The organism is Falsiphaeobacter marinintestinus, assembly GCF_007923355.1.
GTDB lineage: Bacteria > Pseudomonadota > Alphaproteobacteria > Rhodobacterales > Rhodobacteraceae > Phaeobacter_A > Phaeobacter_A marinintestinus.
The window spans coordinates 333,702-359,122 of the sequence record NZ_VOGO01000002.1 but is presented as its reverse complement, the minus strand read 5'-3'; the positions used below and the strand labels follow the sequence as shown (position 1 = coordinate 359,122).

Below are 25,421 nucleotides of genomic sequence, written 5' to 3'. Positions count from 1 at the left end.
TCGGTTTTTTAGTTTCTTGGCGGCCTCAGATCCCTGACCCAATCGCGCAGGCTGTTTTCGCTTGGAACCGGGTTCGGCCTGCCATGCTTATCCGTGCCAAGCGCGTCAGCCCCTTCGCTGGTCAGGGCGTCCGCGACCAAGTATCCGACCGTGGCCAGCGACCGAGTTGGATCTTCCTGCCATGCATCATTGGCGAGCTTGCGCACATAGGGCCGCAGGGTGGCCGGAAACCTGCTTCGGGTGGACTTCGTCGCGGCGGCAGCTCTGGCCATGTCAGCGGCGCGCTGACGGGCCATCAGGGGCACCAGCTGGTCAACCATACCCTCGGCGCTTTTGCCCTCTGCCCACAGGGCCAGCAAGGCAGGTAGCCACTCGCCAAAGGTCGCGACATCGTCGGCGGTCACGACACGCAACGCGCCATTGGCGTCCCGGATCGCGGAATACCCGGTCTTGCCAATCGGGGCCGGATCTTGCCCGACGTCCGATCCTTTGGCGCGCAAAAACCCGGTGATCCGTAGCTGGATCATGAACGGCAGCTCAGGCAGAAACCGCAGGGTTTCGTCGAGGTCAGTCACGGTGCAGCGCCTCCGGTGAAAGCTGCGTGTATCGCCGCAGCATGTTCCAGTCACGGTGGCCGGAAACCAGCGCCACTTGCTCAATCTGGTAACCGGCTTCAAACAAGCGACTGACGCCGTCATGCCGCAGATCGTGAAACCTCAGATCATCGATCCCGGCCTTCTTCACGCTTCTAGTGAACAACGTCGAAACCGATCCCGGATCGAACGGAAAGATCTGGTCAGCCTCGCGCGGCATACTCGCGATCAGGTGCATAGGGTCGATTGTCTCGCCAGCGATCACGACAGGCCCGCGCAATAGCGGAACGGTCTGGTTGTTGCCTGCCTTGGCGCGCGGGTGTTTCCGGTCGCGTATGACGACGGTGCGCGCATCGGCGTCCAGATCGTGCCACCGGATGCGGCAGATCTCACCAAGGCGCATCGCTGTGCAGATCGCAAACTGAGTCAGATTCCACAGCGGGACGGCCCGGCGCGGGCCTGCCCATGCGTCCCGCAAGGTGATCAACTCGGCATCTGTGGGGCGTCTGTGGCGCTCTGCCGAGGGTCTGATGGCGTCGGCTGCACTCAGGATGGTTCGGGCCTGTTTGACCGCTGCAATCGCCGCTGACGTGTCCACACCGGCAAGCGGGCCACCATGGGTCAGAACGGTCTGGATGTGTGTTAGGTCCATGCCGATTGTATTCGGGCCGGGCGTCGTCTCGCTGTTGCGCCGCTTGGTCACAAAGTCGCGTATCAGCGCGACGTCGATCTCGGCGACAGGCACCCGGCCAATCAGCTTATTGATAACCGCAAGCGCGCTGATCTTGCCGCGCCCGACTTCTTTGGTCTCGCTGATTGCGCTGATGTACTCGGCGGTCAGTGCGCCAAAGGTCATGTTGGTGGTCGGCTTTGCACCTTCGTCGATCTGGGTTTCCAGATGCCGCGCCCACCGGCGGGCCTCGATCTTGGTCGGGAATGTTTTGGATCGGCGCTTGCCGCCTGCATTGACTTGGGCGGTCCATTTTCCGTTGCGGGCTGGGTAAACACTGGCCATAAATCGGGTGTCCTTCTTTCATCGTTGGATGGCCCCGCTTGCGGCATTGTTTTGCGGCGATAACGCAGGCGGGGCGCTTGCAAATTGATACTCTGCTTGCACATTGCTTGCAATCCAGATCCCAGCGACTGCAATTCAGGCCACATTCAGACTACAGCCAGACCCAGACGAGACACAGGCAAGCCGTTGATTGATTAGGGAAATCTGTGTGTTTTCAACACCTCAGGCGCTTACGCCTTGCCCATTGCTGACCGGACAGATCGATACCCAACCCCGGTTGATCAGAGATGTCGTCAGGGGATCGAAATTGAAACCTCGCCCCGGACCCGCGCAGTTGAGGACGATGTCGGCCTTATGCGTCAAAGGCGCCCCTGTCGCGTCTTCATAGTGCACCACAGCCCCGTCTCGTCCCGTTTCGATCTGATGCACACGGGCCGTGATGATCCGGGTCTGACCGGTTTTTGTCAGCCTGTCGAAATCTTCGATGGCGTCGCGGGTGCCGCCCAACAGCCAGGTTGAGATTGGACCGATGGCTTTGCGGGCCTCATCGTGATCGGGCAGAAACGTCGCCAGCCCCTGTTCCATGAACACCTTGCGAAACCCTGCGCGCATTTCGGCCATCCGGTCACCGGCCCTTTCGGCCTTTTGCATTTCGCCCCGGACGGCCGCCAGAAAGCCTTTGGCCGTTTCATATGGCCCGCCCAGATCTGGTTCGGTCATCATCCGACGCGGATAAGGCGCGTAAAGTGCGGCGGGCAACTGGCCTGAAGTCGACAGGGCGGTGAACCGGATGTCAGGTTCGTCCAGCACCGCCTGACACAGACGCAGCGCGTCGAGCATTGTTGCGTTGGACCCGATGCAGCAGACCGACAGCCCGGGGCGCAGACGGTCAGCGATGTCTTGTTCATTGCCCGAAAGCTGCGGATAGCGGTTTGGCCCATCGTCGCCCTGAAAGCGCTGGTTGGACGGCCCGCCGATTGCCACATCAACCGTTTCCGCGCTCAGCACGTCGCCGCTGTGCAGCAGCACGTCAAAGCCGTACGGTGAGACCTTCAGATCAACGACAGTTTCCGAGACCTGACTGACTTGCACTCCGGTCCTTTTCAGCCGGTCCAAAACACCCTGCGCCTGTTGCCTCAGATAATCGCCATAGATCTCTCGCGGTGGATTGAGTGCGCCGATGTCATCGCGGGCAAGGTACGGTTTGGCCGAGGCCAGCCAATCCGGACGGCGACCGTGCATTGTATCCTGAATGTCACCCCAGCGGTCGCGCATCCAGTCGGTAAACTCCGGGTCCAGCCCATCTGAAGGGGAGTTCAGCAAAAACGCATACCGCCAGGCCGCATCCTTGGGCGCCTGCGCATAGGCGATGCCCCGCCCCAGTTGCACCACCTGCGGGCCGATCACGCTCAGGCGATCGCCCCGACGTAAGGACAGGTTGGACACGAACTCTAGCGCCACCAACCCGTCACCGATCACCACATGGTGGTGCGTGCCATTGCGGGTCCCGGCGGTCACAACCGGATCTGTGTCTTGCCGGCCCCCAACTTGACGCCGCCCTGCCATTGCATCGAATAGGCCGTGCGATGGCGCAGATCCGGGTTCATCAGCCAGAGCCGCCACAGCAGTCGTTTCCGGGCCGGATCGTTGTGATCCTGATATTCGGATCGCGTGTGCAGAGCGACATAGTTGTTCACGAACTGCATATCGCCCGCTTCCATTGTCATCTCATAGCGCTGCTCATGGGCGATCTCTTCGGCCTTGCGGATGGCGTCACGCTGAACGTCACTCAAAGGCGGTGTTCCGGGCAACTTGTGCCCCTTCTCGATGTGCTTGGGTCCGAAGGATGTGCAGATCTGCCCGTCAAAGAAGTTGAACACCGGGCTTTGGTAATAGGGAAGCTCCCGCTCGCCATGTTCACCATGTTTCGACCAGCACAGCGGTTCGGTCAGCGCCCTGGCTGCCTGAGGGTGGCGATCCAGCAATTCGTTATACATCGCGACCGAACTTGAAACCATCGACACGCCGCCTGATTTGGCGGTGCGGATGCACAGCAGGCCGACAATATCGCATTGGTCACAATGGTAATCCATCAGCTCGCGGGTTTGGTATCCGCGGCTGTTCGCGTCCTTCTGGGTTTTGCCCAGATCGGTGATGTGCCCCAGCATGTCACCTTCGGGGTTGTTCGGCGTGGCAGCGCCCAAGTGACATCCGACACCCCAATAGATGATCGCCGCATCAAGCGGGTCGAGCGTTTCAATCGGCAGCCCGCGGATCAAAGCGATGCCCAGCCCGGATTTCAATTCGGTGTAGACCCGGGCCAGCGTGTCCCCAAAAGGCCCAAGGTCGAACTGATCGCGGGTCATTGCCAGCAACGCATTGGGGTCACCGTTCAGCACGGGGCGAACCTTGGCCGCCATGCGCGTTAACCCTTGGATTTCGGCGTCGTCCAGAGCGAACAGCCACCCGCCGCCCGACGCGATATCGGCCCCTGTCCAGTTTGCGTGGTCTGTCATCGGGGCAAGCTGATCAAGGCTCATCTGGGTGTCCTCCTAAACTGGTCAGAGATTTGGTCTGGTGCCTGAATATCGTCAGACATCAAACAATATATCGTCATATGTCAAACGAATTTGCTGGTCGCGATCGCGCGACTGTGCTGAAATGGCGAAGCAACAGGGTGAGCCATGCAGGAAAACCGGATGAAAACAAAAGATAATCCAGTCAGGGCCGATCACGCGCGGCATCTGGCCAAGGCCAAGCAAAGCCTGCGCAGTCGCCCCGGGTATCTGTTGCGACGCTGCCTGCAGAACACATCCAGCCTGTTCGAAGACGCCTGCGCGGACACCGGAATCACCCTGCGCCAGTACGATGTTCTGTTCGTGCTGGGACAAGTCGGCGAGATGACCCAGGGAGAGCTGTCGCAGCTTCTGGACATTGACCGTTCGACCAATGCGCTGGTTATCGGGATACTTGAGGAAAAAGGCCTGATCGCCCGCTGGGGGCATCCCCGCGACACACGCAAGAAATGCGTTGGCCTGACGCCCGAGGGGCAGACCACGCTGAACACGATCAAGCCACGCGCACAAATTGCGGCCAATGCCCTGCTTGAAGGTCTGGACAGCGCCGAACAACAGGCTTTGCTGGCCACGCTCAACAAGATCATCGACGGGGTTGGTTAAGGGCGTTCAGGGGCTGGTCCGGATGACACAACAGCCGCTCAACGCGCCCACAACCCCCCCCGAGCCGGACGACAGGTTTGAGCGCGAATTGACCGCAGTTGCTATCTGAATGAATGTCCGCTTTTCTGAAAATGAAATGGCGCGAAAGCTAGGGACGTCGCAATGACATGGGCAATCAACGAGCCGAAAGGTGAAGGTGAGTTTTGGGCAAATGGCGACTATGTCGGCTGGGAAGAAGCCCTTCAGCATCATTATGATACCGACATGAGCGACGCTGAACGTGAGGCGGTCACCTTTGGCGGGCGGATGATGCCGTCTTACCCTTCAGAGAAATTTACCAAAGATCTGGGGCCTCTTACGCCGCAAGAACAGCCCAAGACGTTTGGGTTTCAGGGCAGCCCACCGCGCAAGCTTTTGGGGTCATTGATCAAATTGACAAGCCGTCTTTTGGCCGTGGATCAGGCATTGAAGACGATCATCGAGACGATAGAACCGGATAAACACCAGATGTGGCCCATTCGGCTTCAGTACAAAAATGGTGATCCCTATGAAAAGAACTTCTTTGGTCTTGTCATAGGAAAGCATCTGAACGCGTTTGATCCAGATGCAAGTGACAAAGAGGTGTGGCACGAACGCAGAGGACGCTTCAACGTCCGGGACGATACGAAAAAGTATATTTCAGGCCTCGCATTGAGAACCGACAACTCTGCCCATCTTTGGCGCGAAAAGAAGCTTAGGTCGCCAAATGTTTTTATCTCGGACGCTCTGCATGATCGCATAGTGGAAGCAAAGTTACGACTCCCGAAGATGTATCGCGTAAAGGATATCTGAGGTCAGGGTTGAACCAAAGACAAAACACCCAATGGCCCGCTCACCCTGCCGTTCGGCATTTCCACATAATTGTCCGACTTCTGGCCGACCCGGCCCGCAAGAACAGTCTCAAACAACTCCCATCGGACGGTGCTGAGCTTCGCCCCATTGCCTTGGCGACTGGCCATACATGCGTTTGAACTCGCGGCTGAATTGGGACGGGCTTACATAGCCGACGTCGATCGCGGCTTCGTTGACTGGCATGCCGCCCGCGATCTTCATCGCAGCGTTGTTGAGACGCATGGATTTCACGAACTGGATTGGAGCCATCGTTGTGACCTGCTTGAACTTGCGATGAAAGACGGCCCGGCTCATGCCTGCGCGGTTTGCCATGTCGTCAACGGAGATCGGTACATCAAGATTTGAAGACACATGCGCGATGGACCGCGCAATGGCATTTCCGGCACCAAAGGCTTGCCTTGCAAAGATACCCGCCTCGCCCTTCAGGATCGCGTAACACACCTCCCGCAACCGTGCTTCCCCAAGGACCGCCGTATCCGTATTGCTGGCCCCAAGCTGCAACAGCCGCAGCAGCGCTTCGGTGAAACTTTCGTCCCAACGGGCGAGCCTGATCCCCTGCGTTCGCAAGTCGCCTTTGACCGTTGGCCGATCGCCTCCCGCGTTTTCCATCTCCATCGTCATTTGCGACATCACACGCGGGTCCAAAGAAATTAACACGCCATAGAGAGGATTTTCGGGGGATGAATAGGGCGCGCCCGCTTTGACCGGCATCGACATCGGGCAGCACAGGTATTGGCTGTCATCGTAGATATATCTCTGTCCATCCAAAATCGCTTCTTTTGCCCCACTTGCGATGGCTACAACGCAAGGATCATAGACGGCCGGGACGCACGGAATTGCATGCGTGGCGCGAAACAGGCGCACGCCCTTGATTCCCGTCTCCGTCAGGCCGTCCGTTTCGGTTCGGGTTGCGATAAGACGTATGATCTGATCCTTGCTCATCTAAGCGATCTAAGGACCAACAAACGGCCTTGGCAACCACCTTGAGACGATCAGGCAAGTATTCGCGACGATCTCGCCTGTGCGAGTGCGGCGATGAGAGTTATCTGCAAAACCTCAAAGGAAACACATATCGTGCGGCTTGTATGCCGATGCCAACCGGAGAATGACAATGCCAGACACCACTTTCGGATCGAAAGGCTGGACCCCCGACCGCCTAGGCAAGCTTGATGGCAAGACCTACCTGATCACAGGCGCCAATTCAGGCGCCGGATTTCAGGCGGCGCGGACGCTGCTCAAAAAAGGTGCGAAGGTGGTAATGCTGAACCGCTCGGTTGAGAAGTCCAAGGCGGCGGTCGCGCAACTGAAGACAGAATTCGGGGACCGGGCCGATGTGAGTTTCGTTCGCATGGACCTCGCCGCTCTCGCCAGCGTGCGCGAAGCTGCATCAGAGGTGCTGCAGAATTTCCTCCGGATCGACGCGCTGATCTGCAACGCCGCTATAGCCCAGGTGCCGACGCGCAAACTGACTGTTGATGGGTTCGAAAGCCAGCTTGGCACGAACCATTACGGTCATTTCCTGCTTTGCGGTCTGCTGTTTGACCGGATCGCGAAATCCAAGGGCCGGATCGTTGTCGTGGCCAGCCTAGGCTACAACATGGGGCTGAAGACGATCAAGTTCGACGACATGAACTGGAATGAGGGCTATAGCCCGAACACCGCCTATTCACAAAGCAAGCTTGCGCAAATGATGTTCGCTTACGAATTGCAGGATAGGCTGGCAGCCGCCGGGCGAACCGATGTCGAAGTCTATGTCTGCCACCCCGGCTCCTCAGCGACGTCCCTCATCACAACCAGCGGCAGCCGGACGATGAGGTTCATCTGGTGGCTTATGACCAAGACACCGATGGTTCAGACCGCAGAGCAAGGATCTTATCCCGAGGTCATGTGCGCGACCGAAGAGGCCTTGACGGATCAACGCGCCCTCTATGGACCGACAGGTCGGATGGAAGCTGTCGGTCCGGTCGGCAAGGGCACACTGAACCCCCACGCTTATGACAAGCCGGTCATGACGAAGCTGTGGCAAGCATCCGAAGGAGCAACCGGGTTTGACTGGAAGCTTTGATCTGACCAAGAGCGATGCCGCTACCAAGGCTCCTCCCTGAAACTGACATGGGTCGCATTGCAGCAATCTGTTGGCTTGAGCTCAGACCAGCCCAGTGCATCTACGGCGATTCCAGAGGTACATGCCGTCAGACATCAGTCACTTGTTCAACCACGATACTGAGCGGACAGCGCGGCGCTGATGTCTAGCGCGGCGAAAGGTTGGCTTGCAGTCCACCGGGTTTGGGCGCATCGAACGATTGCTTGGACGACACGGGCTCCATTGCAGTGGTAAACTTTCTGCGATTGCAACGAAATGCTGCGTCAGCAATGGCTGCAAATGCATAAGCCGGCTTTATCCCTCAGTCCGGACCATCAGAACCATCTAACCAAAGACCGGTATGTGGGGCAGCTTTGGTCACGCCCTGCGTCGGTTTACAGGTCAGATGTCTCAGTAAAACTGTGCACGGTCTCCATCGCACCATCCAAGGCTGTCCCCGCTTCATCCTGAAGCGCGGCCTCGCGCAGGCGGCGAACCCAGTCGGCGGCGTCATCCCGGCCATTAACCAGATCGGCCCCCGCCAGAACGCGGTCAAACTTGGACAGCCCACGCGCATGTGTATCGGAATAGCCCTTGATCAGCCGACGGCATTTGACGATTTCGACCGCCAGCGCATAGTCGCGGTCTGCGGTTTCGCGCACCCGCTCCAGCCAGCTTTCGATATGCTCAACCTCTATCGCGTGTCGGAGCGAGCCAAGGCGAAACCGGCGCAGCCCCGCGACGGCATAAAGCATGCCAAACCCGATGATGCCGTCAGAACGGATCCGCCGCCCCCGGTTGAACAGCCAGTCGACACCACCCATCACCTTTGGGCGTGCCCCGGCCCAGTGTCCCAGCCGCGCCGGCATCAGGCCGACGATTTCCTCGGCACGTGGGTGCATGTATTCGGTCAACTGCATCACCTGGGTGTTGGTCTGGCGCATTTCGGTGTCAATCCGGTCGAACCGGGATTGCCGGGTCTTTTTGTCGGCCACGCCGATGACATCATCATAGGCCATGGCGTTCGCGATGTGTTTGGCGGCCTCCTGACTCAGAACCGGGTCTGCGTGCGCGCCCTCCAAAGCCAGGATCGTTTCAAACCGGTCCAGATAGGTCGCCCCATAGTCTGCGTCCTGAAATTCAACGACCTTTCTAAGCCCGGCCATTGTGATGTCTTGGATTGGTCCGGGATACCCGGCCACACGCGCAACCAACGCCTGCCATTTGTCAATCAGCGCATCCGGGCCCTGTGGCTGTGTGCTGGCACTTGGCTTTGGTGACGCCAGTGTACCGTCCGGATCGGCCAGCGCCGCATCAAACCCTGCTGCGAATGCCGCAAGGCTCGCGTCGACGCCTTTTTGCGCGTTCCTGATGGCGGTTTCATAGGTCTCGCGCGCGAAAGGCAGCGCGCCTGAGGCCGCCAAAGCGCCCAGCAAGCTGGCCGAGATCACCGACCCCGCCGACACGGCCAGCCCCTCCATATCCGCCATGATCAACCGGGCGGAGGCGATTTCGGCGGCGCCGCGCACCGCATCCGACTGCGCAACCCCATCCCCCGGCACGACCTTTTCCGACACGGCCAGCGCCCGGTGTGTCGAGGCAATCAGAGTGGTCCGGTCCGGGGTGACGAAACCGCGTTGGATCGCCCGTCCGGCTTCCATCATTTCCGCCGCAATCAGCACGTCGACGTCACCCGCCGCCGGAGCAAGCGAAAAGACCGGGATGTCCGACCCTTCCGGCGCGATTTCGATGTAATAGATCGTGGCACCCGTGCGTTGCGCGACACCGGCAACCGAAGTCATCTGCACCGCGCGCCCATCCAGACGGGCCGCAGCCTCGATCCAGCCGCTCAGCACACCGCCGCCCTGCCCGCCTACGGCCATGATGACCACTTTCAGAATGGCCCGCGATGTATCGGCGTCGGCGGGCGCGATGCCAAGCGATTGCACGTTCATTCTGTGGCCCCCGAAAAACTGAGCCGCTTGCGATCACGGCGGGCTTGCAGCCAGCTGCGCACCCCGGCCCGTCGGTCGGCCATCCAGCGTTCCAGACCGCTCGGATTATGCACCACATCAGCGCGATAAAAAGACGGGCACAGGATCGCCGCATCGGCAACTTCGCCGCAGTTTCCGCATCCGACACAGGTGTGATCAATACTGGCAACCGGGTCGTCGCGCAGCGGATCGTCCAGTGTTTTAAGACTGAGAGAAGGACAGCCCGACAGGCGCATACAGGCGTGATCTCCGGTGCAAACGTCCTCATCAACGCCAAACCTTGGCACATCGACCCGCCGCCCATCCCGGATCGCAGCATTGCGCAACGGGCGCTCGCGGCGCTGTTTGTTCAGCATGCATTCCGAGGACGCGATGATCACCTTGGGTCCGTCATAAGGCGTCGTCAAAGCCTCGTTCAGCGTGGCGCGCATCTTGCCGACGTCATAGGTATCGTCCAGCTCGCGCACCCATTTCACGCCGATGCCGCGCACCGCGTCAGCAATAGAGTTGTTGGTGGATCGGGACGCATTGTCAGCCCGCGACGACAACACATCCTGCCCACCTGTGGCGGCGGAATAATAGTTGTCGATGATAACCGCGACCGCGTCGGATTTGTTGTAAACCATGTTGCCGATCGAACTGGTCAACCCGTTGTGCCAGAACCCGCCATCGCCCAGAAACGAAATCGCGCGCTTTTCGCCGCCGCCGCTGAACGCTGCGTTTGACGCCGGGCCAAGCCCATACCCCATGGTCTGCCCCCCGATCTCGAACGGCGGCAGGGCCGAGAACAGATTGCACCCGATATCACCAGAGATCTGATGTTGACCCAGATCTTCTTCGACAAGCTTCATGGCGGCAAAGATCGGGCGTTCCGGGCATCCGGTACAAAATCCGGGCGGGCGCACCGGCACTATGGGGGTCAGATCAGGGATCTGGGGCAGTTCTGCATTGGGCGCGCGAACCGGGCCCGGCAACAGTTCGGGGGCTTCCAGTTTCAGGCATTCGGTGATCGCATCCAGCATGACCGCGCCCGTATATTCGCCCGCCATCGGGAACACGTCTTTGCCATGCACCGGCAGGGTTCGACCGGCGCGAAACAGTTCAGCCGAAAAAGCCTGTTCGATGAATTCAGGCTGGCCTTCTTCGACGATCAGAAGCGACGAAACACCGTTGGCAAAGTCCAGAAACTCATCCGGAACAACCGGATAGGTGACGTTCATCACGTATAGCGGGATGGCGGTCTGGCCGCTGATATCTGCCAGCCCAAGTCGCTGAAGCGCACGGATCACGCCATTGTACATGCCGCCCTGAATGACCAGACCGACCTTGCCGGTTTCGGGACCAAAGCGTTCGTTCAGCCCGTGGTCGCGGATATAGGCCCGTGCCGCAGGCAGACGTTTGGTGATTTTTTCCTGTTCGTGGATGTAGGAATATGGCGGCAGCACAACCCGTTCAAAATTACGCTGCGGGTTGGCCAAAGCGTCGGCCACTGACAAGGTGGGCCGCTGATTGTCGCTGGCCTCGAACGCCCCGGTGACATGGCAGGCACGGATGCGCACCATCAGCATGACGGGCGTATTCGACGCCTCGGACAGCTCAAAACCCTGTTTCACCATGTCGACGATGGACGGTAGGTTCGGGCGCGGATCCAGCAGCCAGATCTGCGACTTCATCGCAAAACCGTGGCTGCGCTCCTGCATGATCGAAGATCCTTCGCCGTAGTCTTCGCCCAGGATCACCATTGCCCCGCCTGTCACACCCGACGACGCGAGGTTGGCCAAAGCGTCCGAGGCCACGTTAACCCCGACGGGCCCTTTGAAGGTCACAGCCCCACGGATTGGATAGTGGACTGACGCCGCCAGAGTGGCCCCTGCAGCGGCTTCAGACGCGTTGGCCTCGAACCGAACGCCCAGTTCGCCCAGGATGTCCTCGGCATCGGCGAGCACATCCATCAGATGCGAAATCGGCGCGCCCTGATAGCCTCCGACATATCCGACGCCGCTTTCCAGCAAAGCCTTGGTGATCGCAAGAATACCCTCGCCGGTGAACGTCTCACCGGCCCCCATGCGCAGTTGCTGAACTTCTTTTGTGAAAGACCGTTCGGCCATCTGTTCCGGGTTCCTTTCAGAAGTCGTGCTGGCGCACGTTGGTCAGGATCTTTTGCAGGGTGGCGACGAACACGCTGCGCTCGGCATCCGAAACGCCATCAAACATCGCCTGATACCCGGCCTCCATATGTGGCCAGATCTGCGCAAAGGTTTCGCGCCCCTCGCGGGTGATGAAAATCCGGCTGACCCGCTGGTCGTCCGGGTCGGTTTCCCGCCGCACCAGCCCGTCTGCTTCCAACGCGTCCAGCGAACGTGACAGGGTTGATTGTTCGACCACGGCATACACGCTGAGACGCGACATTTGCAGACCGCCAATCACAGACAGGATCGCGAGCGCGCGCATCTTGGGCGTGGACAGCCCCAGCGACGACATCTGGCGCCGCAAATCGTCATTATACCGCCCCATGATCCGGTTCATCAGATACGGCGCAAAGGTATTCAGGCCGATCTCACCCAGTTCCTGAATCGGCAGTTCGGTGACTGGATCGACCCCGTCATTTGCAGCATTTGAGAGCGATTGAGCCATGAAACATCTGTTCCCTGAACAACGGCGCATCGGATGACGCCTTTTGCAATACTGACTCTTTTACATGCATTTGCAAGTTATTTAGTGATGCGGTGTCGACAACCTGGCCGGGCATCAAACACTGTGACCGTTGGTAAATGATGTTTCTCATTTGAATGAAAGCGCAGCCTTGACGGCATGTACATGCAAATGCAAGCTTATGCCGGTGGGAGTGTAATATGCAGACGTACAAGATAACCAGCATCACCGACGTGACAGACCGCGTGCGCCAGTTTGACCTGTTGGTGGCCGACAATACCCCGCTTCCCGCGCATGATCCCGGCGCGCATCTCGATTTCCAGATCCCCAATGTTGGTGAGCGATCCTATTCACTGATCGACTGGCCCGGGAACACGGACACCTTCACAATCGCCGTGCAACGCGAAGACGACGGCGATGGCGGATCGCAGGCAATGCACGGGCTGACCGTCGGCGACACACTTAAGGCCAGCGGCCCGATCAACGATTTCAAGCTGAATGAGGGTGACACACCACGCCTGCTGATCGCGGGCGGCATCGGCGTGACTCCGATCATTTCCTTTGCCACGCAACTGGCCGCACGGAACGCGCCCTTCCAGTTTCATGTTGCCGCGCGCAGCGCCGGTATCTGCCCGTTCCGAGAAACTTTGGAGACCACGTTTGGCCCCCACCTCACCTTCTGGTTCGACGACACCAATCAGATCGACCTTCAGACCCTGATCGCCTCTGCCACGCCGGAGACCCACATTTTCTGCTGCGGCCCCAAAGGCATGATCGAAGCCGTGCGCGAGCGGGCCGAATCCGCTGGGTTCGCAAAGGATCAGATTCACTTTGAATTGTTCACCTCGCCCGCCACCCACGTCGGCGACACCCCGTTCGAAGTCGAAATCGCCGACAGTGGGCAGGTGTTTACCATCCCGGCGGATAAAACCATCATCGAAGTTCTCGAAGCCGAAGGCGTCGATGTTATGTATGATTGCGCCCGGGGCGATTGCGGCATCTGTCAGACCGATGTGATCAGCGGCACGCCCGACCATCGCGACGTGGTCCTGTCTGATGCCGAGCGGGCGTCAGGCAAGGTCATGCAAATCTGCGTCAGCCGGGCCAAATCGGCGCGGCTTGTACTGGATCTTTAGAAAGGCTGGATATGGGACGATACACCGACAACCCCGCCGCCGTGGCAGCGCTTGTGCAGCCTCATCAGGTACATCGCGACACCTATGTCGATCGGGAAATCTTTGACCTTGAGATGAAGCACCTGTTTGCCAACACGTGGGTGTTCGTCGGCCATGACAGCCAGACGCCAAAAAAGGGCGACTATATCACCACACAGATCGGCACCCAGCCGGTCATCATGGTGCGCCATTCGGATAACGAAATCTACGTTCTGCTCAATCGCTGCCCGCACAAGGGCACCAAAATCGCCATCGATCGGTCAGGCAACACCGGCAAGTTCTTTCGCTGCCCCTATCACGCGTGGAGCTTCAAGACCAACGGCTGCCTGCTCGCCATCCCGCTCAAAAAAGGCTATGCCGAGACTGATTTCAAAGAGGGCGAAGCCAGCCACGGCATGAAGCCCGTCGGTGCGGTCAAGAACCATCGCGGGTTTGTCTTTGCACGGCTGGCCCAAGACGGGATCGGATTTGACGAATACTTTGGCAATTCGCTGAGCTCACTCGATAATATGGTCGACCGCTCACCCGAAGGGCGGCTTGAAGTTGCCGGTCCTCCGCTGCGCTATATGCACAACTGCAACTGGAAGATGCTGGTCGACAACCAGACCGACACTTGCCACCCGATGGTTGCGCATGAAAGCTCGGCCGGGACCGCCGTGCGGTTGTTCGAACAGGCGAACTGGCCCGAGGATAAGCCAAAACCGATGGCGATGGAGATCATCGCGCCCTTCATGTCACCCTACGAATTCTTCGAAGAAATGGGCATCCGCACATGGCCCAACGGGCACGGACACACCGGCGTGCATCATTCGATCCATTCCGATTACTCGATGGCGCCTGAATACTGGGATGCGATGGTCGAAACCTATGGCGAAGAACGCGCGGGTCAGATCCTTGGCGAAAGCCGGCACAACACGGTCTATTGGCCCAACATCATGATCAAGGGCCCGATCCAGCAGTTGCGCAATTTCATCCCGATGGGGCCCGACAAGACGCTGGTCGAAAGCTATATCTATCGTCTGGTGGGCGCGCCCGACATCCTGCTGGAACGCACGGCGATGTATAACCGGTTGATCAATGCGCCAACCTCTATCGTCGGCCATGACGATCTGGAAATGTACGAACGCGCGCAGGAAGGTCTGCATGTGGACGGTCTCGAATGGATCAACATCCAGCGCCTGCATGTCGAGGATGAGGATTTTGACGAAGAAGCGGTCGAAAACGGCACCACCGAACGCCAGATGCGCAACCAGATGCACGCGTGGTCCAAGTTCATGACCATGTCGATGACCTCCTCGCAGGAGGCCGCAGAATGACTGTCACACGCGACGACGTCATCGATTTCATCTATGACGAAGCCCGGATGCTGGACGAAGGCCGGTTTACCGAATGGCTGGACCTTTGGTTGGCCGACGGGTTTTACTGGATGCCGCTGGATTACAAGCAGGACAATCCGCATGACATGACCTCGCTTCTGCATGAGGACGATTTCATGCGCCGGTTACGGGTCGAACGCTTGAACGGGGAACGCACCTTCAGCCAGAAACCCAAAAGCCGCTGCCACCATGTGATCCAGCGCCCGTTTGTTGATGAGTTCGATCCAGAGGCGGGTCGGTTCGTCACCAACACGTCAATGCACTACGTCGAAACCCGGCTGGATGAGCAGTTCCTGCTGGCGCTGACCGCAACCCACGAATTGAATCTGGTCGACGGGCAGTTGAAGATCGCCAACAAGCGGGTCGACTTGCTGAACTCGGACGCGGCCTTCGGAAACATCCAGTTACTGCCATGACCCTGACACAGCACCCAACAGTTTACGCGGCGTTTGAAGCCACGGCGCAAACCTGGCCTGACCGGCCGATGCTGTGCACGTTAGAGGAAACCGCCGATATCTACGGCATCCCGTCCATGGAGCTGACCTATGGCGAAGCCCTGACGCGGGTCAACGCACTCAGCGACAGGTATCAGGCGGCAGGGTACGGCCCGCGAATGCGGATCGCCCTGTTGATGGAAAACCGGCCTGACTTCTTCCTGATCTGGCTGGCGTTCAACCGGTTGGGCGCATCTGTGGTGCCGATCAACCCGGATCTGCGCGCAAGCGAGCTGGAGTATCTGATCGGGCACTCCGAACCCGCGCTGATCATCGCAATCCCGGCTCGTCAGGCTGAATTGCGCACGGCGGCCAAAGCGGCGGGCATCGACCTGACTGTCGTTGGCCCGGAGGAAACCCCGCCTGCCCCGCGTTCTGATGCTGGTGTTGGCGAGGCTCAGGACGGCCCCGCGCTGGAAGCGGCCGTGCTTTATACCTCGGGAACCACCGGCAAGCCCAAGGGCTGCGTGTTGGCCAACACGTACTTTCTGATGGCTGGCGAATGGTATGCCCAGATGGGTGGTATCGGTGCGCTCAACACCGATGGCGAGCGGATGATCACCCCCTTGCCGATCTTCCACATGAACGCGATGGCCTGTTCTTTCATGGCAATGATTGCGGTCGGCGGCTGCCTGATCCCGCTGGACCGGTTCCATCCGAGCACATGGTGGGCCAGCGTGCGGGACTCTGGCGCGACCTGTCTGCACTATCTGGGCGTCATGCCCTCCATGCTTATGACGGCCCCTGCAGACCCGCAAGATCGCACACATTCCATTCGGTTCGGATTTGGCGCAGGGATCGACCCAAAATTGCAGGCCGCGTTTGAGACCCGCTTCGGATTTCCGGTGATCGAAGGCTGGGCGATGACCGAAACCGGCGCGGGCGCCGTTGTTTCGGCCCATACACCTGACCGGCTGATTGGCAAAGCCTGCCTCGGCAAGCCCGAGCCCGAAGTTGAAACCCGCATCATTGATGACGCAGGCAACGATGCCCAGACAGACACGCCCGGCGAATTGTTGGTGCGCCGCGCCGGAGATGATCCGCGCCGGGGCTTCTTTTCGCATTACTACAAGAACCCGGACGCCACAGCTGAGGCTTGGGAGGGCGGCTGGTTTCATACAGGCGATCTGGTGCGCGCCGATGATCAGGGCCGCCTCTATTTTGTCGACCGCAAGAAAAACATGATCCGGCGGTCTGGCGAAAACATCGCTGCCGTTGACGTGGAATCCGTGCTGATGAAACACCCCAGGATCAAAGCCGCCGCCGTGGCCCCGGTGCCTGACGCCCTGCGCGGTGACGAAGTGTTTGCCTGCCTGATTGTTGATGATCCTTCGGCCAAACTGGCAGAGCAGATCGCCCGATGGGGACTGGAGCAAATGGCCTATTACAAGGTTCCGGGGTACATCGCCTTTGTCGATGAACTGCCGCTGACGGCCACGCAAAAGATCCAGCGCGCCTCGATGAAAACCCTGGCAAAATCGCTTCTGGAAGACGGGTGCGCCCATGACATGACGCGCTTCAAGAAACGGCAAACCGCATGAGCCGCCGTCAGTCCTATGACGGCGTCGTACTGGTCGCGCCCTATTCCGAACCCTATCAGCGCTATTCTATCGAAACCGCCCATTGGTGGATCGCGCGTGCGCTGCGGGGGTCACTGCAGTCGGCAGGTTTGAAACCCGGCGATCTCGACGGGTTCAGCGTGGCCAGCTTTACCCTGTTTCCCGACACCGCTGTCGGCCTGACCCAGCATCTGGGCCTATGCCCGCGTTGGCTGGACCATATCCCGATGGGTGGTGCTTCGGGCGTGGTGGCCCTGCGTCGAGCCGCCCGCGCAGTTCAGGCCGGAGACGCCGATATCGTGGCTTGCGTCGCCGGTGATACCAACCACATCGACAGTTTCCGCAATATGCTGTCCAGCTTTTCGCGTTTTGCGATGGATGCGTCTTACCCCTATGGCTATGGCGGGCCGAACGCGAACTTCGCCCTGCTGACAGACCGTTACATGCAGACCTATGGCGCAACCCGCGAAGATTTCGGGCGGATCTGCATCGCCCAACGGGCCAATGCTTTGAAAAATCCGGGCGCGGTGATGAAGAAACCGCTGTCGTTGGACGACTACATGGCAGCCCGCCCCATCGCCGACCCGATCGCCCTGTTTGACTGTGTCATGCCCTGCGCCGGGTCCGAAGCGTTTCTGGTCATGACCGAGGATGAGGCCGTGAAACGCAACCTGCCCTTTGCCCGCATCGCAGGCGCGATCGAGCGGCACAATGCGTTTCCGGACGACCCGATCCAGTTGCGCGGCGGCTGGGTTATGGACATCGACGAACTCTATGAACAGGCGCGCACGACCCCTGACACCATTGACCTGCTACAAACCTATGACGACTACCCGGTGATCTCGATGATGCAGATCGAAGACCTGGGGTTCTGCGCCAAAGGCGACGCCGCCGCATTTGTCCGCGCCCATGATCTGACCATCACCGGGGACTTCCCGCATAACACGTCCGGAGGTCAGCTCTCCGCAGGTCAGGCAGGCGCTGCGGGCGGGTTCATCGGTTTGGTCGAAGCCATCCGGCAGGTCACCGGCACCGCTGGCCCGACGCAGGTGGCGGACGCGCGCCGCACCATGGTGTCCGGGTTCGGCATGATCAATTATGACCGCGGCGTCTGTTCTTCGGCTGCCATCATCACGTCGGAGACCGCATGACCACGCCGCTCACGCCCCCACCCCGCAAGGATCCGCAGAAACGCACCGTCAGCCCGACGCAGCCACCGGGGATGCGCAGCCGCGCCAGTCTGGGGCTCAGTGCCGCTGCCGCTGAAGGCCGCTTTGCCCTGCAAGCCTGCGCCGAATGCGGCAAGGTTCAGTATCCGCCACGCGATGCCTGTTCGGGCTGCTTGTCGACCGACCTGCCGTGGCGCGATGTGTCGCCATCCGGCACGTTGCTGGCCGAAACCACCATCCGGACCTCGGTGAACCTCTATTTCCGCGAACGCGCGCCGTGGCGGACCGGATCTGTGCAACTGGACGCAGGCCCGGTGATCCTGTGCCACGTGCACAACGATTGCGACCGCAATGGCCGAGTGGTGATCTGGAACAGGTTGGACCGCTCGGGTCAGGCTGTCCTGCTGGCCGTCCCCGAAGAAAGGACACCCGTTATGGAAGACGACCCGCAACTGCGCGCCATGACCAGCGATCCGAAACATCGACGCGCCCTGATCACCGATGCCCGCAACCCCAACGCGCCTGCGTTGGCGGCGGCGTTGAAACAGGCCGGCGCTTCGATGATCTTCGTGGCCGAAGCCGAAAGCTGGCGCCCCTACCCCGGGCGCAAGGCGCTGGAGGGCATCGGCGGGATCGAGTTTCTGCAGATGGACGTGACGGACACAAGCTCGGTCCAGCGGATGGCGGGGGAATACGGCGGTAAGACCGACATTCTGATCAACAACGCCCGCTTCATCCGCCCCGGCGGTGCCTTGGCACGGGGCGACGTGGCCTTTGCCCGGGACGAGATGGAAGTGAACTATCTGGGCCTGTTGCGACTTGCGCAGGCCTTTGGCCCGGCCATGTGCGGACGCGCGGCGGATGGCGTGAACTCGGCTGTGGCATGGGTCAACATCCTCTCGGCCTGGTCTTTGTCCAACAATGCCGAATTCGGCTGTTTCTCGGCGTCAAATGCGGCCGCCTATTCGCTCAGCCAGAACCTGCGGGCCGAGTTTCGCCCGTCGGGGCTGCGCGTGATGAACGTCTTTACCGGCCCCACCGAAGACAGCTGGTTTCAACCCGTCCCACCGCCCAAGGTCACGCCGCAGGCCATCGCGCGGTCCGTCATCGGCGGCCTGCGCGACGGTCTGGAAGATGTCTGGTGCGGTGACGTTGCCAAGGACATGCACGAGCGGTTTTTGCAGAATCCCAAGATCCTGGAACGCGAAATGACCGGCGGAGGGCAAGGCTGATGTCCGATGCTCTGATACAACTGGCGCAGGCTTTGGCCGATGGCTCGGTCAAGGTCGTTGACCTGACCCACACGCTGGACCCCGATTTTCCTGTCATCATCCTGCCACCCGAATTTGGCCAGTGCGCCCGGTTCCGGATGGAAGAAATCAGCGCCTATGATCATCGCGGTCCGGCGTGGAAATGGCACAACATCACCATGTCCGAACACACCGGCACCCATTTTGACGCGCCCAACCACTGGATTTCCGGCCGCGACGTACCGCTGAACGCGGTGGATGAAATACCGGTCGATATGTTTGTCGGCCCGGTTGTTGTCATCGATTGCTCTGCCGAAGCCACCGAAGACGAAGATTTCACGATGGACCCCGATTTCATCCGGGCATGGGAAGATCAACATGGCCGGATCCCCGAAGACGCGTGGGTGTTGATGCGTACGGACTGGTCCAAACGCAGCGGCGCGCCCTATCTGAACATGCGCGAAGACGGCGCGCATTCTCCCGGGCCATCCGGCGATGGCATCCGTTTTCTGGTGGAAGAGCGCAACATTCGCGGGTTCGGCACGGAAACGGTTGGCACGGATGCCGGTCAGGGCATGCATTTGTCGCCGCCCTACCCGGCGCATTTCACCCTGCATGGCGCGGGAAAATACGGGCTGCAGTGCCTCAGCAATCTGGACCAGCTGCCGCCGACCGGCGCTGTACTGATGGCGGCGCCTTTGAAAATCAAGAACGGCACTGGCAGCCCGCTTCGCGTGCTCGCCATGGTCGGAAAGGACGCGACATGACCGATCTGACAGCCGTGATCACCGGCGGAAACAAGGGCATTGGCGCAGATCTGGCGCGGGCACTGCTGGATAACGGGTATCGCGTGATCTCGGTCGCGCGCCATGCGCCCGAATTTGCGCATCCGATGTTGGAAAGCGTCGAAGCTGACCTTTTGAAACCCGATGAGGTCACAGCAGCAGCAGCCGACATTGCCAGCCGCCACCAGGTGACGCACCTGATCAACAATGCCGGGCTGATCTGGCCGAACCTGCTGGAACAGGCCAAGCCCGAGGATATCACCGGTCTGGCGCAACTGCACTTGGGCGCGCCTTTGCTGTTGTTGCAGGCGTTTCTACCGGCGATGAAAGAACGTCAGTTTGGCCGCGTCTTGTTCAATTCCTCCCGCGCCGCACTGGGTGTGCCGACGCGCACCGCCTATTCCGCGACCAAGGCCGGGATCATCGGCATGGCCCGAACCTGGTCGCTGGAGCTGGCACCGCATGGCATCACAGTAAACGTCGTCGCCCCCGGCCCTGTCCGAACTGACAATTTCTGGGGTATCGTCGAAAAAGACAGCGACGCAGAAGCCGCGCTCGCCGCCCGTATCCCGGTCAAACGACTGGGTGAAGTGCGCGACGTGACCAACGCCTTCCTGTTCTTCTGTCATCCTGACAACGGCTTTGTCACCGGGCAGACTTTGTATGTATGCGGCGGCGCCAGTGTCGGGACGTTGCAAATCTGACAGCCGCACCCAGTTATTGCTTCCATTCGAACCACATACGGCCCGACCGTTACGCCACGCACTTCTGGGGCACTCAATAGTGACCTTGGGGTTGACGTCGGATTGACAGTTTCGCTAGCGTAAAGTTTGAATGATTGGCGCGCGTATTGTTTTGGCATCACGGGGAAAGAATGAGTCAACGAAAGATCCGAAACATGGAAGAATTCGCGTCGGTGAGCGGGATATCCCGACCGACGTTGTCCAAGTTCTTCAATGATCCCGACAGCGTTCGGCGCACGACCCGTCAACGTATCGAAATGGCGCTGGAACAGCACGACTATCGCCCGAACGTCTATGCGATGAACCAGAACCGGCGGAAGACCAAGAACATCGGCATCGTTGTTCCGTTCCTTGCCGACCCGTTTTTCACCGAGATCGGTCGCGCGGTTGAGCTGGCCTGTATCGACGCCGGGTACAGCCCGATCCTGCTAAGCTCACATGGATCGCTTGAGCATGAGACCGACAATCTTGAGTCTCTGCGCTCGCTGAAACCGGCAGGCGTTCTTTTGGCACCGTTCGGGCGGGCCTCTGACAAAGACGCCATCTGCGCGTTCGGCAAAGACGTGCCTTTGGTGTTGTTTGACGCCAATATCGAAGACGCGGGCGAGGCGTTCATTGGAACGAACAATTTCCAAAGCATTGACCTGATGGTCGACTATCTCTGCCGCAGCGGCGAACCGCCCTGCCTGTTTGAAATGAAATCACCATCAAATCCGAACGCCAACAAACGCCGTCAGGCCTATCTGGACAGCATGGCCCGTCAGGGGCATGAGGCGCATATCTTTCAGGCCGATGGTGAAGGCTGGAACTTTGAAGAAATCGGCAGCCAGGAAGGCGGGCGGATGCTGGCTGAAAAGGTGTTCCCGACCAACACGATCCTGTGCAGCAACGACCGTCTGGCGATCGGGATGCTGTCGGCGGCATACGGTTTGGGCATTCGGGTCGGACATGGTGCAGACTGCGCCATGCGGATAGCCGGGCATGACGACCACCCGTTTTCGCGGTTTACCTGCCCGCCGCTGACGACCATTGCACAGGATTATACATCGATTGCGGACCGGGCTGTGAACACGCTTTTCCGGGTTATGGAATCGGAAGAACGCCTTTCAGCGCGCGAAGAAACCCTGTTTGACGGCAGACTGGTCATGAGGGACTCCGCCTAAATATCTGGCACTATTTAAAAAATAAGATTTTCTTTGCGCGCGTTAAATTTTATTTGACTTCGAGTATCCCTGATCAGTACGCTGGACCACATCATCCAGATACTAGGGAGGACTGGTATGTCTCTTAAGAACACACTTTATGCCGCGACGGCGTTGTCGTTGGTGGGGGCGTTCGGCGCAGTTGCTGAAACCATCACCATTGCCACCGTGAACAACGGCGACATGATCCGTATGCAGGGCTACACCGACAAATTCACTGCCGCGACCGGCATTGATGTCGAGTGGGTCACCCTCGAAGAAAACGTGCTGCGTCAGCGCGTGACGACGGACATCACCACCAAGGGTGGCCAGTTCGACATCATGACCATCGGTATGTACGAAACCCCGATCTGGGGCGCCAATGGTTGGCTCGTTGCTCTGGATGACCTGTCCGCCGAGTACAACGCGGCTGACATCCTGCCTGCCATGGCAGGCGGCCTGAGCCACGACGGCACGCTGTATGCGGCTCCGTTCTATGGCGAAAGCTCGATGATCATGTATCGCACCGACCTGATGGAAAAAGCAGGTCTTGAGATGCCAAAATCCCCGACCTGGGACTTCATCCGTCAAGCGGCTGCGGCGATGACCGATCGTGACGCGGAAATCAACGGCATCTGCCTGCGTGGCAAGGCCGGCTGGGGTGAAGGCGGCGCGTTCATCACCGCGATGTCCAACTCGTTCGGCGCACAGTGGTTCGACATGGACTGGGGCGCGACCTTTGACCAGGAGCCGTGGAAGAACACTCTGACCTTCTTCAAGGGCATGATGGATGAATCCGGCCCGGCCGGTTACGCCACCAACGGTTTCAACGAAAACCTGTCGCTGTTCCAGCAGGGCAAATGCGGCATGTGGATCGACGCCACCGTGGCGGCCTCGTTCGTGACCAACCCCGACGATTCGACTGTTGCTGACAAAGTTGGCTTTGCTCTGGCGCCGAACACCGGCATGGGCAAAAACTCCAACTGGCTGTGGGCATGGGCACTGGCCGTTCCAGCTGGCACTCAGAAAGAAGCAGAAGCCAAGCAGTTCATCGAATGGGCCACATCCACGGACTATATCGACCTGGTTGCTGCCAGCGAAGGTTGGGCAAACGTTCCTCCCGGTGCCCGGACTTCGCTGTACGAAAACCCCGAGTACCAGAAGGTGCCGTTCGCTCAGATGACCCTGGATTCGATCCTGTCGGCTGATCCGAACGACTCGACCGTGAACGAAAGCCCCTACGTTGGCGTTCAGTTCGCTGCGATCCCCGAGTTTGCAGGCATCGCGACTGAAGTGAGCCAGGAGTTCTCTGCAGCTTACGCCGGTCAGCAGACCATCGAAGAAGCTCTGGCCAAGGCACAAGCCCTGACCAACGACGCAATGGAAGCCGCTGGCTACCGCTAAGCGCTTCAATTCAAGAGGCGGCCCACGCGCCGCCTCTTGTCTCTTCACTGTCTAGACAGTTCCCTAATCACTATCGGTCGATCCAAGACGGCGGTGCCGTCAACAGGAAAGTTGTATCCAATGGCTACTCAGCATTCCCGATCTGCTGCCCGATTGATGATGGCACCTGCCGTTTTCCTACTGCTTGTATGGATGCTGGTGCCACTTAGTCTGACACTGATCTTCTCATTCAAGAAATTTCTGCCGCTGCGCGGCGACCAAATCGAAAGCGGTTGGGATTGGGTTACCTTCTTTCCCAGTCTCGATTGGGTCGGGTTCGCCAACTATGGCCGTTTTGTAAGCTCCAGCGCCTTCTGGCCCGCTGTCAGCACCACGCTGATCCTTGTCGGTGGCGTGCTGATTGTGACCGTTGTTTTTGGCATCTTGCTGGCGATCTTGCTGAACCAGCCGATGTGGGGCCAGGGCTTTGTCCGAATTCTGGTAATCGCCCCGTTCTTTGTCATGCCCACCGTTTCGGCGCTGGTGTGGAAGAACATGTTCATGGATCCCAACAACGGGCTGTTTTCGCATCTGTGGAGGTTCTTCGGTGCCGAACCGATATCCTTCCTGTCCGAGGCCGCCATGCCGTCGATCATCCTGATCGTCAGCTGGCAGTGGCTGCCCTTTGCGACGCTGATCTTGCTGACCGCGATTCAATCGCTGGACGGCGAACAGCTGGAAGCCGCTGAAATGGATGGCGCCCCGGTGCTGAAACGGTTCTGGTACATCATCCTTCCGCATCTGGGTCGCGCGATTACCATCGTGATCCTGATCCAGACCATCTTTCTGCTGGCGATCTTTGCCGAGATCTTCGTGACCACAGGCGGTGCGTTTGGAACCCGGACGTTGTCCTACCTGATCTTCCAGCGTGTGCTGGAAAGCCAGAACGTGGGGCTCGGATCCGCCGGTGGGGTCTATGCCATCATCCTTGCCAATATCGTTGCGATCTTCCTGATGCGCATCGTCGGCAAAAACCTGGACGCATAAGGGAACGATCATGGCACGCTCAGTTACAACACAACGTAAAGCGATCAACACGGCCATTGCTTGGGCCATTGGTTTGCTGATTTTCTTCCCGATCCTGTGGACAATCCTCACCAGCTTCAAGACCGAAGGACAGGCCATTGCCAGCCCTCCGATCTTCCTGAACTTTGACTGGACACTGGAAAACTATGCGATCGTTCAAGAGCGGTCGAACTATATGCGGTTCCTGTGGAACTCGGTGATCATCGCTGGCGGGTCCACCCTGCTGGGGATCGTCATCGCGGTTCCTGCCGCCTGGTCGATGGCTTTTGTCCCCGGCAAATGGACCAAGGACATCCTGCTTTGGATGCTCTCAACCAAGATGCTGCCGGCAGTTGGTGTTCTCTACCCGATCTACCTGCTGTTTGTTCGGATGGGAATTCTGGACAGCCGGGTCGGCTTGGTCATCATCATGATGCTGATCAACCTGCCGATCATCGTCTGGATGCTGTACACCTACTTCAAGGAAATCCCGAGCGAGATCCTTGAGGCCGCCCGGATGGATGGCGCGACCCTGAAGGACGAGATCATCCATGTCCTGACACCGATGGCCATTCCCGGGATTGCATCGACTGTCCTGCTGAACTTCATTCTCGCCTGGAACGAAGCGTTCTGGACCTTGAACCTGACGTCCGTCAACGCAGCCCCGCTGACAGCTTTCATTGCCAGCTACTCTTCGCCCGAAGGTCTGTTCTACGCCAAGCTCAGCGCGGCTTCGACCATGGCGATTGCACCGATCCTCATCCTTGGCTGGTTCAGCCAGAAACAACTCGTCAGCGGCCTGACTTTCGGCGCTGTTAAGTAAGGGAACTGAAC

Annotated in this window: 23 protein-coding genes; 15 read left to right on the top strand and 8 right to left on the bottom strand. The window is 59.3% G+C overall.

All coding sequences use genetic code 11. The features are described 5' to 3' along the window. Positions 1 to 8 precede the first annotated feature (8 nt). From FOY56_RS06050 to FOY56_RS06035, 4 genes are all read right to left on the bottom strand, one after another. Positions 9 to 575 carry a hypothetical protein gene (locus tag FOY56_RS06050; RefSeq protein WP_146344917.1) on the bottom strand — a complete coding sequence of 189 codons (567 nt, stop codon included), beginning with the start codon at positions 573 to 575 and terminating at the stop codon, positions 9 to 11. Next, on the bottom strand, positions 568 to 1,608 hold the full coding sequence (locus FOY56_RS06045; protein WP_146344916.1) for a tyrosine-type recombinase/integrase: 1,041 nt from the start codon (positions 1,606 to 1,608) through the stop codon (positions 568 to 570). The genes FOY56_RS06050 and FOY56_RS06045 overlap by 8 nt, the downstream gene beginning before the upstream one ends. Positions 1,609 to 1,830: 222 nt before the next feature. Then, positions 1,831 to 3,126, bottom strand: a complete 1,296-nt coding sequence (locus FOY56_RS06040) for an FAD/NAD(P)-binding protein (RefSeq protein WP_186766253.1) — start codon at positions 3,124 to 3,126, stop codon at positions 1,831 to 1,833. Further along, on the bottom strand, positions 3,123 to 4,148 hold the full coding sequence (locus FOY56_RS06035) for a TauD/TfdA family dioxygenase (protein WP_146344914.1): 1,026 nt from the start codon (positions 4,146 to 4,148) through the stop codon (positions 3,123 to 3,125). The genes FOY56_RS06040 and FOY56_RS06035 overlap by 4 nt, the downstream gene beginning before the upstream one ends. 159 nt (positions 4,149 to 4,307) lie before the next feature. Between FOY56_RS06035 and FOY56_RS06030 the strand changes: the two genes are divergently transcribed. Together FOY56_RS06030 and FOY56_RS06025 are read left to right on the top strand one after the other, a co-directional pair. Next, complete coding sequence (locus FOY56_RS06030) at positions 4,308 to 4,787, top strand: MarR family winged helix-turn-helix transcriptional regulator (protein ID WP_186766252.1); 480 nt, start codon at positions 4,308 to 4,310, stop codon at positions 4,785 to 4,787. Positions 4,788 to 4,949: 162 nt separating this feature from the next. Continuing rightward, positions 4,950 to 5,618 (top strand): imm11 family protein, encoded by a 669-nt coding sequence (locus tag FOY56_RS06025; RefSeq protein WP_146344912.1) that lies wholly within the window; start codon positions 4,950 to 4,952, stop codon positions 5,616 to 5,618. A gap of 108 nt (positions 5,619 to 5,726) precedes the next feature. Here FOY56_RS06025 and FOY56_RS06020 read toward each other — a convergent pair whose 3' ends face one another. Then, a complete protein-coding gene (locus FOY56_RS06020; RefSeq protein WP_146344911.1) occupies positions 5,727 to 6,620 on the bottom strand; it encodes an AraC family transcriptional regulator in 894 nt (297 codons plus the stop codon). A 169-nt stretch (positions 6,621 to 6,789) separates the two neighbouring features. Between FOY56_RS06020 and FOY56_RS06015 the strand changes: the two genes are divergently transcribed. Further along, a complete protein-coding gene (locus FOY56_RS06015; protein ID WP_146344910.1) occupies positions 6,790 to 7,743 on the top strand; it encodes an SDR family oxidoreductase in 954 nt (317 codons plus the stop codon). A 413-nt stretch (positions 7,744 to 8,156) separates the two neighbouring features. Here FOY56_RS06015 and FOY56_RS06010 read toward each other — a convergent pair whose 3' ends face one another. Genes FOY56_RS06010 through FOY56_RS06000 form a run of 3 tightly spaced genes read right to left on the bottom strand, consistent with a single transcriptional unit; the run spans position 8,157 to position 12,389 of the window. After that, positions 8,157 to 9,716, bottom strand: a complete 1,560-nt coding sequence (locus FOY56_RS06010; RefSeq protein ID WP_146344909.1) for an indolepyruvate oxidoreductase subunit beta family protein — start codon at positions 9,714 to 9,716, stop codon at positions 8,157 to 8,159. Next, positions 9,713 to 11,863, bottom strand: coding sequence for a thiamine pyrophosphate-dependent enzyme (locus FOY56_RS06005; RefSeq protein WP_146344908.1), 2,151 nt, complete (start codon positions 11,861 to 11,863; stop codon positions 9,713 to 9,715). Before FOY56_RS06005 ends, FOY56_RS06010 begins: the two co-directional genes overlap by 4 nt. Before the next feature lie 16 nt (positions 11,864 to 11,879). Next, complete coding sequence (locus FOY56_RS06000) at positions 11,880 to 12,389, bottom strand: MarR family winged helix-turn-helix transcriptional regulator (RefSeq protein WP_146344907.1); 510 nt, start codon at positions 12,387 to 12,389, stop codon at positions 11,880 to 11,882. A gap of 218 nt (positions 12,390 to 12,607) precedes the next feature. Here FOY56_RS06000 and FOY56_RS05995 point away from each other — a divergent pair, with 218 nt between their 5' ends. The 12 genes from FOY56_RS05995 (at position 12,608) to FOY56_RS05940 (ending at position 25,410) form a co-directional block, all read left to right on the top strand. Next, a complete protein-coding gene (locus FOY56_RS05995) occupies positions 12,608 to 13,543 on the top strand; it encodes a PDR/VanB family oxidoreductase (RefSeq protein WP_146344906.1) in 936 nt (311 codons plus the stop codon). An 11-nt stretch (positions 13,544 to 13,554) separates the two neighbouring features. After that, complete coding sequence (locus FOY56_RS05990; RefSeq protein ID WP_186766251.1) at positions 13,555 to 14,898, top strand: aromatic ring-hydroxylating dioxygenase subunit alpha; 1,344 nt, start codon at positions 13,555 to 13,557, stop codon at positions 14,896 to 14,898. Beyond that, on the top strand, positions 14,895 to 15,374 hold the full coding sequence (locus FOY56_RS05985) for an aromatic-ring-hydroxylating dioxygenase subunit beta (RefSeq protein ID WP_146344904.1): 480 nt from the start codon (positions 14,895 to 14,897) through the stop codon (positions 15,372 to 15,374). Before FOY56_RS05990 ends, FOY56_RS05985 begins: the two co-directional genes overlap by 4 nt. Continuing rightward, complete coding sequence (locus FOY56_RS05980) at positions 15,371 to 16,993, top strand: AMP-binding protein (RefSeq protein ID WP_146344903.1); 1,623 nt, start codon at positions 15,371 to 15,373, stop codon at positions 16,991 to 16,993. The genes FOY56_RS05985 and FOY56_RS05980 overlap by 4 nt, the downstream gene beginning before the upstream one ends. Then, the gene (locus FOY56_RS05975; RefSeq protein WP_146344902.1) at positions 16,990 to 18,162 is read left to right on the top strand and encodes a thiolase family protein; all 1,173 of its coding nucleotides are present in this window, start codon (positions 16,990 to 16,992) and stop codon (positions 18,160 to 18,162) included. Before FOY56_RS05980 ends, FOY56_RS05975 begins: the two co-directional genes overlap by 4 nt. Further along, positions 18,159 to 19,412, top strand: coding sequence for an SDR family NAD(P)-dependent oxidoreductase (locus FOY56_RS05970; protein WP_146344901.1), 1,254 nt, complete (start codon positions 18,159 to 18,161; stop codon positions 19,410 to 19,412). The genes FOY56_RS05975 and FOY56_RS05970 overlap by 4 nt, the downstream gene beginning before the upstream one ends. After that, positions 19,412 to 20,197 carry a cyclase family protein gene (locus FOY56_RS05965; RefSeq protein WP_146344900.1) on the top strand — a complete coding sequence of 262 codons (786 nt, stop codon included), beginning with the start codon at positions 19,412 to 19,414 and terminating at the stop codon, positions 20,195 to 20,197. Before FOY56_RS05970 ends, FOY56_RS05965 begins: the two co-directional genes overlap by 1 nt. Next, positions 20,194 to 20,919 carry an SDR family NAD(P)-dependent oxidoreductase gene (locus FOY56_RS05960; RefSeq protein WP_146344899.1) on the top strand — a complete coding sequence of 242 codons (726 nt, stop codon included), beginning with the start codon at positions 20,194 to 20,196 and terminating at the stop codon, positions 20,917 to 20,919. The genes FOY56_RS05965 and FOY56_RS05960 overlap by 4 nt, the downstream gene beginning before the upstream one ends. Before the next feature lie 170 nt (positions 20,920 to 21,089). Further along, positions 21,090 to 22,121 (top strand): LacI family DNA-binding transcriptional regulator, encoded by a 1,032-nt coding sequence (locus FOY56_RS05955; RefSeq protein ID WP_146344898.1) that lies wholly within the window; start codon positions 21,090 to 21,092, stop codon positions 22,119 to 22,121. 117 nt (positions 22,122 to 22,238) lie between these two features. Next, positions 22,239 to 23,543 (top strand): ABC transporter substrate-binding protein, encoded by a 1,305-nt coding sequence (locus FOY56_RS05950; RefSeq protein WP_146344897.1) that lies wholly within the window; start codon positions 22,239 to 22,241, stop codon positions 23,541 to 23,543. A 120-nt stretch (positions 23,544 to 23,663) separates the two neighbouring features. Beyond that, a complete protein-coding gene (locus FOY56_RS05945) occupies positions 23,664 to 24,569 on the top strand; it encodes a carbohydrate ABC transporter permease (RefSeq protein WP_146344896.1) in 906 nt (301 codons plus the stop codon). A 10-nt stretch (positions 24,570 to 24,579) separates the two neighbouring features. Continuing rightward, a complete protein-coding gene (locus FOY56_RS05940; protein WP_146344895.1) occupies positions 24,580 to 25,410 on the top strand; it encodes a carbohydrate ABC transporter permease in 831 nt (276 codons plus the stop codon). The last annotated feature ends 11 nt before the right edge of the window (positions 25,411 to 25,421 follow it).